The sequence below is a fragment of the Celeribacter naphthalenivorans genome, from assembly GCF_020524585.1.
Lineage (GTDB): Bacteria > Pseudomonadota > Alphaproteobacteria > Rhodobacterales > Rhodobacteraceae > Celeribacter > Celeribacter naphthalenivorans.
Genome location: NZ_JAIVLK010000005.1, coordinates 274,210 through 290,178, shown reverse-complemented (window position 1 = coordinate 290,178; position 15,969 = coordinate 274,210). Strand labels below are relative to the sequence as shown.

19 protein-coding genes and 1 tRNA gene are annotated in these 15,969 nt (G+C 60.5%); 12 read left to right on the top strand and 8 right to left on the bottom strand.

Features of this window, described 5'->3' with window-relative positions; all coding sequences use genetic code 11:
* The first annotated feature begins 80 nt into the window (after positions 1 to 80).
* The 8 genes from LC094_RS12970 to LC094_RS12935 are packed head-to-tail and all read left to right on the top strand — an operon-like array spanning position 81 to position 6,893.
* A complete protein-coding gene (locus LC094_RS12970) occupies positions 81 to 533 on the top strand; it encodes a c-type cytochrome (protein WP_226553214.1) in 453 nt (150 codons plus the stop codon).
* A 12-nt stretch (positions 534 to 545) separates the two neighbouring features.
* Positions 546 to 1,895 carry a cbb3-type cytochrome c oxidase subunit I gene (locus LC094_RS12965; RefSeq protein WP_226553213.1) on the top strand — a complete coding sequence of 450 codons (1,350 nt, stop codon included), beginning with the start codon at positions 546 to 548 and terminating at the stop codon, positions 1,893 to 1,895.
* A complete protein-coding gene (locus LC094_RS12960; RefSeq protein WP_226553212.1) occupies positions 1,892 to 2,704 on the top strand; it encodes a CbbQ/NirQ/NorQ/GpvN family protein in 813 nt (270 codons plus the stop codon). Before LC094_RS12965 ends, LC094_RS12960 begins: the two co-directional genes overlap by 4 nt.
* Before the next feature lie 10 nt (positions 2,705 to 2,714).
* Positions 2,715 to 4,604, top strand: coding sequence for a nitric oxide reductase activation protein NorD (locus LC094_RS12955; protein WP_226553211.1), 1,890 nt, complete (start codon positions 2,715 to 2,717; stop codon positions 4,602 to 4,604).
* A 1-nt stretch (position 4,605) separates the two neighbouring features.
* A complete protein-coding gene (locus tag LC094_RS12950; RefSeq protein ID WP_226553210.1) occupies positions 4,606 to 4,779 on the top strand; it encodes a protein NnrT in 174 nt (57 codons plus the stop codon).
* Positions 4,776 to 5,009: an NnrT protein gene (locus tag LC094_RS12945; RefSeq protein WP_226553209.1), complete on the top strand. Its 234-nt coding sequence runs from the start codon at positions 4,776 to 4,778 to the stop codon at positions 5,007 to 5,009. Before LC094_RS12950 ends, LC094_RS12945 begins: the two co-directional genes overlap by 4 nt.
* 13 nt (positions 5,010 to 5,022) lie before the next feature.
* Complete coding sequence (locus tag LC094_RS12940) at positions 5,023 to 6,219, top strand: NnrS family protein (RefSeq protein ID WP_226553208.1); 1,197 nt, start codon at positions 5,023 to 5,025, stop codon at positions 6,217 to 6,219.
* An 11-nt stretch (positions 6,220 to 6,230) separates the two neighbouring features.
* On the top strand, positions 6,231 to 6,893 hold the full coding sequence (locus LC094_RS12935) for an NnrU family protein (protein ID WP_226553207.1): 663 nt from the start codon (positions 6,231 to 6,233) through the stop codon (positions 6,891 to 6,893).
* Positions 6,894 to 6,957: 64 nt separating this feature from the next.
* Here LC094_RS12935 and LC094_RS12930 read toward each other — a convergent pair whose 3' ends face one another.
* The 3 genes from LC094_RS12930 to LC094_RS12920 form a co-directional block, all read right to left on the bottom strand.
* Entirely contained in the window at positions 6,958 to 7,362 is a 405-nt protein-coding gene (locus tag LC094_RS12930; RefSeq protein ID WP_226553206.1) for a hypothetical protein, read from the bottom strand.
* Positions 7,363 to 7,667: 305 nt separating this feature from the next.
* Positions 7,668 to 7,743 (bottom strand) — tRNA-Thr (locus tag LC094_RS12925).
* A 98-nt stretch (positions 7,744 to 7,841) separates the two neighbouring features.
* A complete protein-coding gene (locus tag LC094_RS12920) occupies positions 7,842 to 9,416 on the bottom strand; it encodes an ABC transporter permease (RefSeq protein ID WP_226553306.1) in 1,575 nt (524 codons plus the stop codon).
* A gap of 332 nt (positions 9,417 to 9,748) precedes the next feature.
* On the opposite strand from LC094_RS12920, the gene LC094_RS12915 reads away from it, so the two are divergent.
* Together LC094_RS12915 and LC094_RS12910 are read left to right on the top strand one after the other, a co-directional pair.
* Positions 9,749 to 10,627 carry a hypothetical protein gene (locus tag LC094_RS12915; RefSeq protein ID WP_226553205.1) on the top strand — a complete coding sequence of 293 codons (879 nt, stop codon included), beginning with the start codon at positions 9,749 to 9,751 and terminating at the stop codon, positions 10,625 to 10,627.
* Positions 10,628 to 10,912: 285 nt separating this feature from the next.
* Positions 10,913 to 11,569 carry a hypothetical protein gene (locus LC094_RS12910; protein ID WP_226553204.1) on the top strand — a complete coding sequence of 219 codons (657 nt, stop codon included), beginning with the start codon at positions 10,913 to 10,915 and terminating at the stop codon, positions 11,567 to 11,569.
* Between the two features lie 43 nt (positions 11,570 to 11,612).
* Here LC094_RS12910 and LC094_RS12905 read toward each other — a convergent pair whose 3' ends face one another.
* The 5 genes from LC094_RS12905 to LC094_RS12885 all read right to left on the bottom strand — a co-directional run bounded on the left by LC094_RS12905 (position 11,613) and on the right by LC094_RS12885 (position 15,269).
* Positions 11,613 to 12,290 (bottom strand): eCIS core domain-containing protein, encoded by a 678-nt coding sequence (locus LC094_RS12905; protein ID WP_226553203.1) that lies wholly within the window; start codon positions 12,288 to 12,290, stop codon positions 11,613 to 11,615.
* Positions 12,291 to 12,313: 23 nt separating this feature from the next.
* Complete coding sequence (locus LC094_RS12900) at positions 12,314 to 12,595, bottom strand: DUF2312 domain-containing protein (protein ID WP_404815011.1); 282 nt, start codon at positions 12,593 to 12,595, stop codon at positions 12,314 to 12,316.
* Between the two features lie 134 nt (positions 12,596 to 12,729).
* Positions 12,730 to 13,485, bottom strand: coding sequence for a LamB/YcsF family protein (locus LC094_RS12895; RefSeq protein WP_226553201.1), 756 nt, complete (start codon positions 13,483 to 13,485; stop codon positions 12,730 to 12,732).
* 3 nt (positions 13,486 to 13,488) lie between these two features.
* Entirely contained in the window at positions 13,489 to 14,502 is a 1,014-nt protein-coding gene (locus tag LC094_RS12890; protein WP_226553200.1) for a 5-oxoprolinase subunit C family protein, read from the bottom strand.
* Positions 14,499 to 15,269, bottom strand: a complete 771-nt coding sequence (locus LC094_RS12885; RefSeq protein WP_226553199.1) for a 5-oxoprolinase subunit B family protein — start codon at positions 15,267 to 15,269, stop codon at positions 14,499 to 14,501. The genes LC094_RS12890 and LC094_RS12885 overlap by 4 nt, the downstream gene beginning before the upstream one ends.
* Before the next feature lie 147 nt (positions 15,270 to 15,416).
* Here LC094_RS12885 and LC094_RS12880 point away from each other — a divergent pair, with 147 nt between their 5' ends.
* Together LC094_RS12880 and LC094_RS12875 are read left to right on the top strand one after the other, a co-directional pair.
* Complete coding sequence (locus LC094_RS12880; protein ID WP_226553198.1) at positions 15,417 to 15,653, top strand: hypothetical protein; 237 nt, start codon at positions 15,417 to 15,419, stop codon at positions 15,651 to 15,653.
* Between the two features lie 11 nt (positions 15,654 to 15,664).
* Complete coding sequence (locus tag LC094_RS12875; RefSeq protein ID WP_226553197.1) at positions 15,665 to 15,943, top strand: hypothetical protein; 279 nt, start codon at positions 15,665 to 15,667, stop codon at positions 15,941 to 15,943.
* Positions 15,944 to 15,969 lie beyond the last annotated feature (26 nt).

Below are 15,969 nucleotides of genomic sequence, written 5' to 3'. Positions count from 1 at the left end.
ACGTTGCGCTGGCGCAAACTTCGGGCATTTCAGGGCGGCTAGCTCTGGGGACATCAAGTGACCCCAAAGAGAGGCCCACCATGGCTGAAATTCTGACCAAGACGCGGGCGCGCAACATCTTTTACGGAGGATCCATCTTCTTCGTCGTGGTGTTCATCGCGCTGACCGCACAAAGCCACCGTTATATTGTCGACAGCTCCACCGCAGGCATGCCGCTGACCGAAGAGGTCGCGCTGGGCAAACATGTCTGGGAGAGAAATTCCTGCATCAACTGTCACACGCTGCATGGCGAAGGCGCCTATTTCGCGCCCGAACTGGGCAATGTCATGACCCGCTGGGGCGTCGCAGACGATCCTGAGGGCGCCTATGAGGTGCTCGACGGCTGGATGCAGGCGCAGCCCTCCGGCATCGAAGGCCGTCGCCAGATGCCGCATTTCGAGATCACCGAGGAAGAGATGCGCGCCCTCGCGGAGTTTCTGCGCTGGGCCGATCAAACCGACACCCAAGGCTGGCCGCCGAACGACGCGGGCTAAGGAGATATTCAGATGAAATACCAATCCCAATCCGTGGCGAAAGCCTATTTCTACTGCGCGATGGCGCTGTTCGGCGTTCAGGTGCTGGGCGGGCTTCTGGCCGGGTGGATCTATGTCTCGCCCAACACGCTCTCCGAGATCCTGCCCTTCAACGTGATCCGCATGATCCACACCAATGCGCTGATCGTCTGGCTCCTCTTGGGCTTTTTCGGCGCCGCCTATTTCCTTGTGCCCGAAGAGGCGGAGCGCGAGCTGTTCTCGGTCAAACTGGCCTATCTGCAATTGATCCTTCTGATGGTCGGCACGCTCGGCGCGGTCGGCTCCTACCTCGTGGGCATCCACGGCGGGCGCGAATTCCTCGAACAACCGCTCTGGGTCAAATTCGGCATTCTCGTCGCGGCGGTGATTTTCCTTGTGAACATCTCGATGACCGTGCTCGCGGGGCGCAAAACCGCGATCACCAATGTGCTGTTGATGGGGCTCTGGCTTTTGTGCCTTTTGTGGGTTTTCGCCTTCATCAACCCGGAAAACCTCAGCCTGGATAAAATGTACTGGTGGATGGTCGTGCACCTTTGGGTCGAGGCCACATGGGAACTCGTGATGGCGGCAATCCTTGGCTACCTGATGCTGAAACTCACGGGCGTCGACCGCGAGGTGGTGGAAAAATGGCTCTATGTCATCGTCGCCACCGCGCTGTTCTCCGGCATCCTCGGCACCGGCCACCATTTCTACTGGATCGGCACGCCGGGCTACTGGCAGTGGATCGGCTCCGTTTTCTCGACCTTTGAGGTTATCCCCTTCTTCCTGATGATGTCCTTCGCCTTCGTCATGGTCTGGAAGGGCCGCAAGAACCACCCGAACAAGGCCGCGCTCCTGTGGTCCTTGGGCTCCTCCACGGTGGCTTTCTTCGGCGCGGGCGTCTGGGGTTTCCTGCACACGCTGCATGGGGTGAACTTCTACTCCCATGGCACCCAAATCACCGCCGCCCACGGCCACCTCGCCTTCTACGGCGCCTATGTCGCCCTGAATCTCGCGGTCTTCACCTATGCCATGCCGATGCTGCGCGGACGTGATCCCTACAACCAAGTGCTCAACATGACCTCTTTCTGGCTGATGACCGGCGGCATGGCCTTCATGACCTTTGTTCTGACCTTCGCGGGCACCATCCAGACCCATATGCAACGCGTGCTCGGCTCCTATTACATGGAGGTCCAGGACAGCCTCTCCGTCTTCTACCTGATGCGGTTCGGCGCAGGTGCGGCGGTGGTCGTGGGCGCACTCATCTTCATCTATTCGCTGGTGGTGGTGCGCAAACGCGAAGTCATCGAACCCGGCCCGGCCCAGCCCATCGCAGGAGAATGACCATGACCCTCGATCTCTCTCCCGATCTCGCAGCCGACCTGCCATTCTATCAGCCCACGGGCCTGGAATGCGATCTGTTCGAGACGGCCCATGACAACGGTTTGCCCCTTCTTTTGAAGGGGCCGACCGGCTGCGGCAAAACCCGCTTTGTCGAACATATGGCGGCGCGTCTCGGCAAACCGCTCTATACGGTGGCCTGTCACGATGACCTGTCCGCCGCCGATCTCATCGGACGTTACCTGTTGAAAGGCGGCGAAACCGAATGGGTGGACGGGCCGCTGACCCGTGCCGTGCGCGAGGGCGCGATCTGTTACCTCGATGAGGTGGTCGAAGCGCGCAAGGACGTCACGGTGGTGCTGCACCCGCTCACCGACAGTCGCCGTACCCTGATGATCGACCGCACCGGCGAGGAGCTTGTCGCGCCGCCGGGATTTATGCTCGTCGCCTCCTACAACCCCGGCTATCAAAACGTGCTCAAACGGCTGAAACCTTCGACCCGGCAACGCTTCCTGTCGCTCTCCTTCGACTTCCCGAAACCCGATCTTGAGATCGCCGTGGTCAGTCAGGAAAGCGGGCTGGAGCCGGGCCGCGTGGCGCCTCTGGTGCGGCTGGCCGGGCACATCCGCGCGCTTTCCGGCATGGACCTCGAAGAAGGCGTCTCCACCCGCCTTCTGACCTATGCCGCGCGGCTCATGGCGGGGGGGATGGGCGTCGATCAGGCGCTTCAGGTCGCCATCATCGAACCGCTCACCGACGAGCCCGACGTGCAGCAAGCGCTGCGCGATCTGGTCTCGACGATCTACGGTTAGGAGACCCACCATGCGCTTGATGGACCTGATGGAACCCGAGGAAACGGTGGGCAATCTCTGGCACGATCTGGCCAAGGACATCGGCGCCGACAGCCGCTTTCCCGAGGCCGCCGTCACGCTTGCCGATCTGCGTCCCTCGCTCTCGTTGCTCTTTCGGGCCTTGGGCGGTGGCGCAGGCGTCGAGATCGTCGAAGCGGCCCCCACGCCGGTCCGTCACCGCACCGCGCTGCGGCGCAGGCTCGGGGCGGCGCGCGAGACGGAACATGTGGCCAGTTTCGACACGGAACACCTGCGCCTGCCGCCGGTGATGGAGGTTTTCCCGGAGGCCCGGCTCAACCGGGCTGCCTATTTCTGGCTGATCGCTCTGGCGGCCAGTCAGGGCGACGCAGCCCCTGAGTTGCCTGCCGCAGAAGACGGCCCGGAGATGGACTGTGCCCAAATCCGCGCCAATGCCCGGGCCTGCGATCAGGCCTATCTGACCTGTCCCGGTTTGCGCCCCGCCTATCGTGAATTGGCGGCTCTTTGCGCGGCGCGGCGCGGCAATCTTATGCGCCCGCAGGCGGAGACCATTCTGGAACAGGCGGTGCGCGATCAGCTTGGCGGAGAGACGCAAAACCTCGTGCTGCCGGAGGCCGCAAACGGCTACATGCCGCTCGCGCCTGTGCCGATCTGGCTTCGGTTCGAACGCCCCAGATCGGGGCAAGGCGCCAGCGACATGCAAGAGCCACAAAGCGCCCCCGCCCCCGCCGCCGCACAATCGAAACGCAAGCTTGGCGAGCGGCGCGATCTCGATCAGACCCAGCGGCGCGACAGCTTTATCATTCACCGTTTTGAATCGATCCTGTCCTGGGTCGAGGCGATGAACATCAACCGTTCCGTCGATGACGACGACGAAAACGCCGCCAAGGCCGCAGACGATCAGGACCGGATCACGCTCAGCAAACACAACCGCAAAGCCGCCACGCGCCTGCGTCTGCATCTCGATCTCTCGCCCAGTGACGCCGAACATGAACGCCTCGCGGGCACGCATGTCTATCCCGAATGGAACCACCGCACCCGCAGCTATATGGAGGGGCATTGCCGGGTGCTTGAGGCCCCTGTGGTGCCCGGCGCGGGCGATGGGTTTCGTCCCGATCCCCGTCATATCCGTGCCGTGCGGCGGCAATTCGAGGCGCTGCGCCCGAAACGCCTGCTGCGCCCGCGTCAGGTGGATGGCGAAGAGCTCGATCTCGAAGCGGTGATCTGCACCCGCGCCGATCTCATCGCCACCGGGCGCGGATCGGACCGGATCTGGCAACAGGCCCGCAAGGTGGATCGCGATCTGGCCGTGGCCTTTCTGATCGACACCTCGCGTTCGACCGAGGCCGCGATTGGCGACACCTCCGTGATCAACGTGGCGCGCGAGGCCATGCTGGCGCTCAGCGCCGGGATTGATGCCGCTGGCGACCGCTTTGGCATCTGGGGCTTTTCCTCGCTGCGCCGGGACCGGGTGTTCGTGTCGCGGATCAAAAGCTTTGCCGACCCGATGGACCATAAGATCGAAGAGAATATCGCCGCCTTGAAACCCGGCCATTTCACCCGGCTGGGCGCCGCCATCCGCCATGTCACGACGCAACTGGCCGAGCAGACCGCCAGCCGAAAGCTGTTGATCGTGCTCACCGATGGCAAGCCCAACGATCTCGATCATTACGAAGGCCAGCACGGCATCGAAGACAGCCACATGGCCGTCCGCGAGGCCCGACGCGCCGGACTGACGCTTCATGGCGTGATCATCGATGAGGATGGGCAGGATTGGTTCGCCCGCATCTTTGGCCGGGGCGGATTTACGCTTTTGCCCCATCCCGAGCGCCTTTTGCGCGCGCTTCCCGATATTTACCGCAGCCTCACACAGGAGAGTTGATATGCGTTTTCTCCCCCTTCTTCCGCTCTTTTTGGCCTCGCCCGCCGTCGCCGAAACTTTCGACCGCCCGATCCCACAGGCCCAATCCGCCACCGCCGAATTCTGGTTCTTTCTGGCAACGCTGGCGTTGATCGCCGCCTTGGCCGTGGTGGCCCGCGTTGTGGCCCGGCGATGAGCGTCACAGGCAGACAGTGGTCCGCGACCCGGATCGCGGTGCTCCTCTACCCCTTTGGCTGGGGCGCTTTTGCTGTGAATGTGTTTTTCGCCTCGCTCATCGGCTCATGGGTCGGTTTTCCCGTCGCAACGACGCCGGTTGCACTTGGGCTTGGCGCCCTGATCGCGGTGCCTGCCACCTATGCCTTTGCCCGCCATATCCGCCGTCTGATGGATCAGGCCGACGCGTGAAAGGATATTGAACATGACCCTCTCCTCGACCGAACAGATGCGCCGTTGGACCGGCCCTGCCCTGTTTTCCTACGGCTTTCGCCCGTTCTTTTTCTTTGGCGCGGTGTGGGCCGGGGTGGCGATGGTGCTGTGGATTCTGGCACTGTCCGGGCAGATCAGCCTGCCTTCGCGGCTCGATCCAGTGAGCTGGCACACCCATGCTTTCCTCTTCGGCTACCTCGGAGCCGCCATCGCAGGCTTTCTGCTCACCGCCGTGCCGAATTGGACCGGACGCCTGCCGGTTGTTGGCACGCAATTGATCGGGCTTTTTGCACTTTGGGGGGCCGGGCGCATCGCCTTGCTGATCTCCGGAATCATTCCTTTTGCCTTGGCCGCAACGATGGATCTCGCCTTTCCTCTCCTCCTCGGCGCCTTTCTGTTGCGCGAGATTTTGTCGGGCAAGAACTGGCGCAATCTGCCGGTGCTGGTGCTGCTCGCGATCTTTACCCTTTCAGACCTGCTGTTCCTTTTAGACGCCGGGCGCGGAGGCTATGCCGCAGGCGGTCTCGGGTTGCGGCTGGGGCTTGGTTCCGCCGTGATGATGGTGGCGCTGATCGGCGGGCGGATCATCCCGTCTTTCACCCGGAATTGGTTGGTGAAAACAGGCCAAAGCGCTCGCCCGGCCCCACCGATGCAGCGCTTTGACAAGGCGGCATTGGTCATCGTCGCTCTGGCTCTTTTGGCATGGGCCGCATCTCCGACGCATCGGCTCACGGCGGGAATGCTGGCCATGGCTGGCGTTTTGCACCTGATCCGTCTGGCGCGGTGGAAAGGCGGGCTGACGCGCCGTGAGCCGCTGCTTTTGGTGCTGCATGTGAGCTATCTGTGCCTGCCTCTCGGCGCCTTGGCTGTGAGCCTGTCGATCCTTTGGCCGGAACTGCTTGCGCCCCCCGCGGCCCTGCATCTGTGGACCGCAGGCGTGGTCGGCGGGATGACATTGGCGGTGATGAGCCGTGCTTCTTTGGGGCATACCGGACGCGCGCTCCATGCCGGTCGCGGGACCGTGGCGATCTATGGCGCGATTTTCACCGCGACGGCGGTGCGCCTGTCGGCCGGATTTGTGCCGCTGAGCGTGCTCTATCATCTCTCTGGTGGCTTCTGGATCATGGCGTTTCTCGGCTTTGCCGCAGTATATGGCCCGATGCTTTGGTCCGCGAAACGACCCAATTGAGGACGAACAAAATGAGCTGGTTTGCATATGCGGCGATGTTCGGGCTGTTTCTCATCAGCCATTCCCTGCCGACACGCCCGGGGATCAAACGCCGGGCGGTGGCAAGGATCGGAACACGCGGTTTTACCATGCTCTATTCGCTCCTGTCGCTGGCCATGCTGCTCATGCTGATCCGCGCGGCCACATGGCCGGAGCCGATTTTTCTCTGGCCTCAGACCGCGCTGACACGAACTGTCACACGGATCGGCATGCTGGGTGTCTGTCTGATTTTCGCGCTGGCGATCGGGCGGCCAAACCCGTTCTCCTTCGGCGGGGCCAAGAATGAGCGGTTCGATCCGGCACAGCCTGGCATCGTACGGCTCCATCGCCATCCGCTTTTGCTGGGGCTGGCACTTTGGGCCGGGCTGCATCTGCTGCCCAATGGCGATTTGGCGCATGTGGTTCTATTTGGCCCGCTGGGCGGCTTTGCGCTTTTGGGTATGCGCCTGATCGACCGGCGGCGGCAAAAAGAGATCGGACGCGAAGCGTGGCAGGCTCTACGCGCCCAAACTCGGCGCGCGCCGTTGCTTACGGTGCTGCAAAGAGGCGATCTGAAACGCTGCGTCTTAGGAGGTTTGGCCTATTGCGGTCTGGTTTTGACCCACAGCTATATCGCGGGCATCTCAGTGCTCTGATGAGCCCCCACTTCATGTCATCTACCCCAAAAGGGCCTACCCAATTCGGTGCGCCCCAACACAATCAGAACTGCGGCTCACTATGGGCCGTGCAGACCCCATGCCAGCTTTCCGTAACATTTCCCATATCGAGGACGCCGTCAAAATCATTGCGGTGATATCGTCCAGTAAAGCGATGTATTTCGACATAGACCGAGCGAGCCGGTGTTTTGTCTGCATTCAGCGCAGTGACGCAGTGCCACGTGGCATGTGTATCAGTGATGTAAAACTGTGGTTCATCGACGCAATGCGATCGTTTACCAGCAGCAACCAACTGTCCATCTTCATAATATAATGGGATGGACTGGCTTTTTGAAATCGGATCGTCGGCAAGGCTTTCATATTCGCAAAATAAGAATGAAAGATCATCTGCCTGAACAGATATTGCAGCAAGCGAAAACATCCCTGCCAACCCGATAGCCCGTAACATCGTCATCCCCTTTAAATGCCTTTCGCGCAACATTCAGGATATGCGCAACTGTGGCAACCCTACGAATGATCCTCGGAGACATTGACCCTATGAGACACGCGATTATTGCTACGTTTCAGCACAGCGAAATTGCTTAACTTTCCTGACGTAACGTATCGCAGAGCGCGCCGCTGCTTTTGCGCGTTTATTGCCGACAAAGCACACACAGGTTCTTCCCTCCGTGTGCTTCCGTATTGCTTCCGTTTTTCAAAACGGAACAAACGCAAACGCGGAAAATCGTGCATTTTTTGATTTTATTGATTTTATGGTGCCCCCACACGGACTCGAACCGCGGACCTACTGATTACAAATCAGTTGCTCTACCAGCTGAGCTATAGGGGCACTCGGGCGTCGTTTACGCGGTGACGGACTTGTGCGCAAGTGGTTTATCGTAGAGGGATGTCAAATCCGGAAAGCCTTCGACAGCGAGGCGTTGAGACTTAGCTCAGGTCTGCCGCATTCTCGGAGCGGGCCATGAGGATCACGGCCACGAGGCCGACGCCGATCACCAGAAGCGCTGCCGGGGAGGCCTGTTCGAGCTGTTCGAGCGAGGCCTTGTCGTAGACCCGTGTCGCCAGCGTGTTGTAGTTGAACGGGCGAAGCAGCAGGGTCGCGGGCAGTTCCTTCACGCAATCCACAAAGACCAGCAAAAGCGCCGTTCCAACAGAGCCGCGGATCAGAGGGACATAGACCCGGCGCAGTGTGCCGCCCAAGCTTTGCCCCAAGGAGCGCGCCGCCATGGGCAGCGACGGGGAAACGCGGCCCAATGCGGCGTCGGTCGCGCCTTGGGCGATGGCGAAGAAGCGGACCACGTAGGCCAGGATGATGGCGAAGGCAGATCCGGTGAGCAAAAGACCCGGATCAGAGCCGGTCAGCGCCGCGATGGCATCGGCCAGAACATGGTCGAGACCAGCCAGAGGAAACAGGATGCCGAGGCCCAAAACGGCGCCTGGCGCAGCATAGCCCAAGGTCGTGAAGGGCAGGATCAGACGCGGCAGCTTGCGGCCCGTGAGACGCACGCCGTAGACCATGAAGAGTGCGGCCAGAACCGTAAAAATCGCCGCCATTCCCGCCACAGTGAGTGTGTTTTTCAACGCTGTGATCAGACCGGGAACGGCCCATTGCTCCGGCTCACCCAAGGCGTGGTAGGAGATCACCGAGACCGGCAAGACAAAGCCCACGAGGAAGGGCACCGCGCATAAAGCCAGCGCTAAAAGCCCCTGCCAGCCGGTGAGGCGAATGGGCGCGATCGGGCGGGTTTGGCGCGCGCTCTGGTGGAACCGGGCGCGGCCGCGCGAGGCTTTTTCGAAGGCCACCAAGAGGAGCACCACGACCAGAACGACGGAGGCGATCTGCGCCGCGCCGCCGGCGTTGCCGCCTTCGAGCCAGGTGGAGAAAATGCCGGTGGTGAGGGTCTGGACCGCGAAATAGGACACGGTGCCATAATCCGAGACGGCTTCCATCATCACAATCGCCGTACCCGCCGCAATGGCAGGGCGCGCGAGCGGCAGGCCGACGCGCCAAAACCGCTCAAAAGGTCCGGCGCCCAGCGCGCGGGCGGTCTCATAGACGGAACCGGATTGTTCGCGAAAGGCGGCGCGGGTCAAAAGGAAGACATAGGGCGTGAGCGCGGCGGCCAGAACGACGATGGCGGAGCCGAGAGAGCGGATTTCCGGGAACCAATAGTCGCGCGCGCTCTGCCAGCCGAAAACCTGCCGCAAGCCGCCCTGCACCGGTCCGGCATATTCCAGAAAATCGACCAAAGCATAGGCGCCGACATAGGCCGGGATCGCCAAAGGCAAAAGCAAAAGCCACTCCAGCGCCTTCGACAAGGGAAAGCGGTACATGGTGACGAGCCAGGCCGATCCGGTGCCGACACAGGCCGCCAATCCCGCGACGCCAAAGGCCAGAAACGCGGTGGTTTTCATGTAGCGTGGCAAGGTGGTGGCCATGAGATGCGGCCAGATGTTTTCGCTTGGGTGAAAGGCGATCCAGACCACGGCGATCAGTGGCATCAACACCAGCCCCGCGATCACAAAGGCCCCCGCCGACCAGGGCGACAGACGCGACACGCGGGCCAAACCGCCATGACGGCGCGCGGCACTTGAGCCGCCAGAGGCCTCGCAGGCCGGTGTCTGAGAGATTTGGTCGGTCATTCATCCGACATAGAGGCTTTTGCAAGCGAGGTGAAGAGAAACCCGCGCGATCAAAGCAGGCTTGCCCAGCTGTCAAAAGCACATATGGTAAATCCCCCCTTAACCTTCTTGTCTCACAGAGGCATAAGTGGGGCACCAAGAGACAAGAAGACCGCTGCCAGACCGTCGCCAGGCCAGAGAAAGACCCGACCATGATCATCTCAATGCATATCGGCGCCCATTGCACCAATGGCGCGCAGCTCATGCGCGGGCTTTTGAAGAATAAGGCCGTGCTGGCCGAACAAGGCGTCGCGGTGCCGCCCCTCGCGTATTATCGCGATATGCTGCCGCAGATCATGAAAAAGGTGAAAAGCGAACGCGCCACCCCCGAGACGCAGGAAATGTTGCTCGATCATATGCTCGACATCGACGACTGCGCGCGCATGGTCTTGAGCTACGAAGACGTGATCTGCATGCATCCGTTCATCTTCGAAAAGGGCGGGTTCTACGAGAAGGCGAATTTCAAACTGCCGTGGCTGCGCAATGTTTTCGCCGATCACGAGATGGAATTCTTCATCGGCATCCGCAACCCGGCGACCTTTGTGCCGGAGGCCTTTTCCTTTTGTGGGCCGAGCGTGAGTTTCGAGGGGTTTCTCCATGGGGTCGACGTTGAGGCCCTTCGCTGGTCTGAGCTTTTGCTGCGCATCCGCACGGTCTGCCCCGACGCGCGTCTCACCTGTTTCGCCTATGAGGACACGCCGCTGACCTGGTCGCAGGTGATGCGTGACATGACCGGGGTCGGGCAGATGGTGCCGATGTCCGGCGGGCTCGACATTCTGGCGACGATCATGAAACGCGAGGGGATGAAGCGGCTGCGCACCTATCTGCACACCCACCGCCCCCAGACCGAAGAACAGCGCCGCCGCATTCTCCAGGCCTTTCTCGATAAATATGTCGACGAAGACGCGTTGGAAGAAGAGATCGACCTGCCCGGCTGGGACGACGCCTTGGTGGAGCGGTTGACCGAGGCCTATGAAGAGGACTTGGAAAAGATCGAAGAGATGGAGGGCGTGCGGTTTATCGCGCCTTGAGGACGACATTTAGATCGAAAATCAATCACGCTTCCCTATTCAAAGTCTCATTTGCATAGCCGTCACACGCAGTGCACGAATGCTGGTATACAAGCTTTTTAGAATGGAGGGGATCGAGTAATCTGACGCCCATTTAGCCCTCCATTGTCAATCAATACAAATCCAAGTGTTGCGTACACCCCGTAAAATTCTTCTTTAGTTCGAATGCGAGAAGTTAGTAATAGATTAAAGAGACCGACAAATTGGAACTTTTAGATTACAAAAATGAAGGCGAATAAATAATTCATGAATAGGAAATTTAAGTTCTTTCCAAAATTGAACGGCGATCGAATTCTTAACGTTCTTTCTTTGATTATCGCAATTTTTTCATTCGTGTTCTCTGCATTTGGGGTTTCGATCGCAGACCGAGCACAAACTTACACAGAAAACCTCGAAAACAGTCGCCGCTCCATTGTTTTAGAAGGCGATACGGGTTCTCAGGAGGATAGCCTCACCATCGCACCACTCCAACAAGGAATGAGGTTTCTACAAGGATACGCATATTTCCCAAATGAAATTATCGATAGGGCGGTCCCCATTGATTCCAAGGGCCATGTACGATGGATGGGGTCTATTATGGCCAATATTGAACAACACATTTGGAAAAACACCCCTGCGTTAGACGGATATGTAAGCATATCCGAGGGTGAAATACCCCTCGTAATTTACAGCAACTATGCATTTGAAGGCCAAGTCTATGAAGACTGGTCCTTATATACAGCTACATACATTGCTCAAGTCGGCAGCAAGGAAACAGGAGGCCTTACAAAAGCTAACCTGACGGGCCTGATCTATAGGTATCGAATGAATGCAATGGATGAAGAAGAAGCAAAACACACTCCTGAAGCCCTTTGGAATTCAATGAAAGAACAAGACTTCGGCTTACCTTGGCCAGCAGAGTAAAATTCTGTTCTCAAAAATTATTGCGTTTAACCAAACGCTTCCCTCACTCCAAAGCCCCCGCAATCAGCCCCTCGATGCCGCTCACCGGATGCGCCTTGGCCCATTGCGCCACACGGCAGCCAGCCTGCGCATAGGCGCTGGCGTTGCGGGCGGCCTCGGAATGGCGCCAGTCGTGGGCCTGCATCGGCAAATCCCCCGCCCCCGGATCACAGGTGTCAGGATTGAGATCGAACCGCGGATCGCGCGATACATAGGTTGCAATGCCCTCATCGAGCCAGGCCGGAAACTGCCGCTGGGCGCTGAGCCCGATCTGGCGGTGCAGCGCCACATGGGTCAGCTCATGGGCGATGATCTCTGTGTCATGGCCACGCGGCGTCAGATAAAACAGATGAGTGCCATAGGTCATCGCCCGCGCCGTCATGCCGCCCATGACACTGTTACAGGTCGCCGTGTAGCAAATCAGAATGCGCGGACGCTCCTGAGGCCCGAACACGGCCTCGACGCGTTCTTCGGCCAAGGCCAGTCGGCGCAGCATCTCTTTCGAGGTGGTCGGGCCCCGCAGTTCGGAATAGACCTGCGGCGCCACTTTTTTAAACCCGAAACAACCGGGGCAAACGCCCGCCAGAACCGGCGACAGGCCCAAAAGCATCAGCCCAAGGCCAAAGCCCAAAGCGAGCGCGAGGGCAGATACGGCAAGGCGATGACGGGTGCGACGGCTCATCCGGCAAGCTCAGAACAGGCGCCTCAGCGCATGCCCAGAGCTTCCTTATACATGTCCAAAATCGCCTCTTCTTCGGCGATCTCATCGGCGGTTTTCTTACGCAGCGCGATGAGTTTGCGCATCGCTTTGGTGTCGTAGCCACGGCCTTTCGCCTCGGCCATCACCTCTTTTTGCTGATCCGCGATGTCTTTTTTCTCAAGTTCCAGCCGCTCAAAGCGCTCCACGAACTGGCGCAGCTCGTCGGCAGTCACGCGGTAGGAGGCGTCGGGGCCGGAGCTGTGGCCGGATTCGATATCGTCGTCCATCATGGGGAAACCTTCCTCAGGGGTAGTGGGATATTTTTGCTCTTCTCAAGCCCCGATCCCTACCCGGCAAGCGACGTCATGGCAAGCCTCGGACCCAGCCCAATGCGACGGATTTCGCCGATATGATTGCGGGCTCAGAGCTTGGCAATCTCGACCCCCGCCGCCTGCAACCCGGTCTTGAGCGCCGTGGTCATGGCCAGCGCGCCCTCCGTGTCGCCATGCACGCAAATCGTGTCGATTTTGCACGGAATATGTTTGCCACTTTCCGTGATGATCGCCCCCACTTTGAGCATCTCAAGAATGCGCGTGGAGATCACCGCCGGATCATGCAGCACCGCGCCGGGTTGGCGGCGATCCACCAGCGTGGCGTCGTCATTATAGGCGCGATCCGCGAAAATCTCCCCTGCCCAAGCACAGTTCAAATCCCGCGCGGCCTTTTCCATCGCGGTGGCGGCGAGCACCATGATCACGATGTCGGGCTGGACCTTGAGCGCCGCCTCGAAACAGACCCGCGCGAGATCAGCATCCTCGGAGGCCATATTCGCCAGCGCCCCGTGCAGTTTCAGATGCCGGACCTGACCGCCCGCCGCCCGCGCCATCGCCTGCGCCGCGCCCAGTTGGTAAGTCACGAGATTGGCGATTTCCTCATGGCTCAGGGGCAAGCGACGCCGCCCGAAGCCTTTGAGATCGGCAAAGCCCGGATGCGCGCCGATGCCAACGCCATTCTGCACCGCCAATTTCATCGTACGCGCCATGACGTCCGGGTCGCCCGCATGAAAGCCACAGGCGACATTGGCCGAGGTGATCACCTGCATCAGCGCGGCATCGTCGCCCTTGGTCCAATCGCCAAAGCCCTCGCCAATGTCGGAATTCAGATCGGCTTTCAGCATGTTTTATCCTTCCAATTCATCACCGGCTGTCACGCCGCTGATCAGTTGATAGCTCAATAGATCGTGGATCAAGGACGGGTCGCGAATGAGCGGCTGAACCGCCGTGCGCAACGCCTTGAGCCGCGCGTCATGGGCGCGCGCAATCCGATCCGCCTCATCCAAAGAAATCTGCCGAAACCGAAGCTCCGCCCCCTGCCCCGCCTGCGCCACCACGGGCAGGTCCGCCGCAATCACCGTCCCGATCCGGGGATAGCCGCCGATGGTCTGGCATTCGCACAAAAGCACATAGGGCAAGCCGTCGCCGGTCATCTGAAGGTCGCCCTCAAGGATGAAATCAGAGGCCAGCCCGGAAGGCGCCTGCGACGGAAACCGCGCCTCGGCCTCGAGCCGCACACCTTGGCGGTTGGCGGTGGCGGAGCGGGTGAACCGCGTGGCCTCGAATTCGGCCAGAACCTCGGGTGCGAAGAGCGCCGTCTGCGGCCCGGCTATGTAGCGAATGTCACCGCCAGAAAAGCGTGTGTCGAGCGGCAGGCCGACCGAGGCCGCGCCCGGATCAGGGTCCGCCCCCAAGGATAGGCGCGTGCCCTCTTTGAGCGCCGCGCCGAGGCCCGCCGTCACATGGGTTGCGCGACTCGACAGCACCTCCGGCGTCTCGATCCCACCCGCGAAACTCAGATAGCCATAGTTTCCGCGCTCCGCCGCGCCGATGGTCAGGTGCTCACCGGGGGACAAGAGATGTGTGGCGTTCCAACGCAACGCCTGCGTACCGACACTGGCCCGCATCGGCGCGCCGGTGAGTGCGATGCGCGTGGGCGCCGTGACTTCAAACGTGCCGCCCATCCCGGCCATCTCCATGGCGGCTTGCGGGGTGCTCTGCGACAGTAACGCCGCCGCTTCATAAAGTGCCACGGGATCAGCCGCGCCGCCACGCGACAGACCCAGATGGGCCCTGCCGGGGCGGCCGAGGTCTTGCACGGTCAGACCCGGCCCTGCCTTCAGGACGATCACTTCACTCATGACCGCAGCTCCAGCTTGGCACCACCGCTCGGGTCGCCCGAGGCCAATAGCCCGTCCATCTCCGCCCCAGACACCGGCACCAGCCGCATTTCATCGCTCGCGCTCAGCGGCAAGGGCGTGTCGCTGTCAGGTCGAAACACCCGAAACGCCGTGCGCGCGACCTGACGCCAGCCGGTCGGCGACGCATTGGCAAAGAGCACGATCTGGCGCACCGCCAAAGCGATCGCGCCCTGCGGCACCTGCGGGTTGAGCGATGTCATCCGCGGCAGATCGAAGGCTTCGGGCAAGAGGCCGAGATAGGGCTGACCGGGAGCAAAGCCGATGGCCAGAACCCTGAGGGGCGTTTGGGTGATCTCACGGATCACCTGCTCGGGGCTCAGCCCCGTCATCCCCGCCACCTCCGCCAGATCAGGGCCATGATCCCCGCCAAAACTCACCGGCACCTGCCAGACCCGCGTGGCAGGTTCAGGCGTGGCGTGGTGCCAGTCTTCGCCCTCCAGAAGCCGCGCGATCTGTGCCCGCAGGACCGAACGGTCGGTGCCATCGGGATCATAGGAAAACAGCACGGACGTCAGGCTCGGCGCCACACGCGTCACGCCCGGAAGCACAGAAGCCCTGCCCAAAGCATGCAGCCTTTGCACCGCCGCCATCGCCCAAGGCTCAGGCGTCAAGGCAAAGCGCACCAGCCAACCGTCACGTCCCAAAGGCAAAATCTCTGGTCCGCCGTCCTGCGAAGTCGAAAGCTGGTTCATCTGATCGACGGTCATTTTGGGCCTGTTGGGATCATGCGTCCGTTACTCATTCCAAACTCATCCCAAACCCTGGCCCTTTTTTCAATGACTTGGCCTCCAGGAAAGCCATTCATACGCGCAAATGCTTGCTTGCGCGGGCCAGTTCTGTATCAAGCAGGCGAAATGAAAAACGAGGGACTGACGATGGACGCATTGATCTGGGGCGGTGTGGCGCTGACTTTGGCGGGGGTGGCTTTGTTGGGCTATTGCATCATGGCCGCGTTGAAGGCCAAGAAAGCCGGCGGCACGGATGAAGACATCCGCGCGCGTCTGCAAAAGGTCGTGGCGCTCAATCTCGTTGCGCTTCTGATCTCCGCCATGGGCTTGGGCGCCGTCACGATCGGAATCATTCTCGGCTGATTGCCCCACCCGTGGACATCCCGACTCGCGGCGCGCGCGTCCCACCACTCAAACGGGCCCTTTCGGCCCGTTTCATTTTGCGCATTCTCACGGCAATTTCACATCAAACCGGCAAAGATACGCGCATCGTTTCCCCTCCAGAGACAGTGACAAAAGAAAAGCTGGAAATCCTTTTGCCCGCCGCGCAAAAGCCCTATCTGGATCACAGGCGATTAACCATTTTACGCCTACTTGGTCTCAGCGCGGTGACAACAAGCGCGCAAGACGAGAAGGCCGGTGTCGGAGCGTGACGCACAATGACTTGGGGAGATGTCAG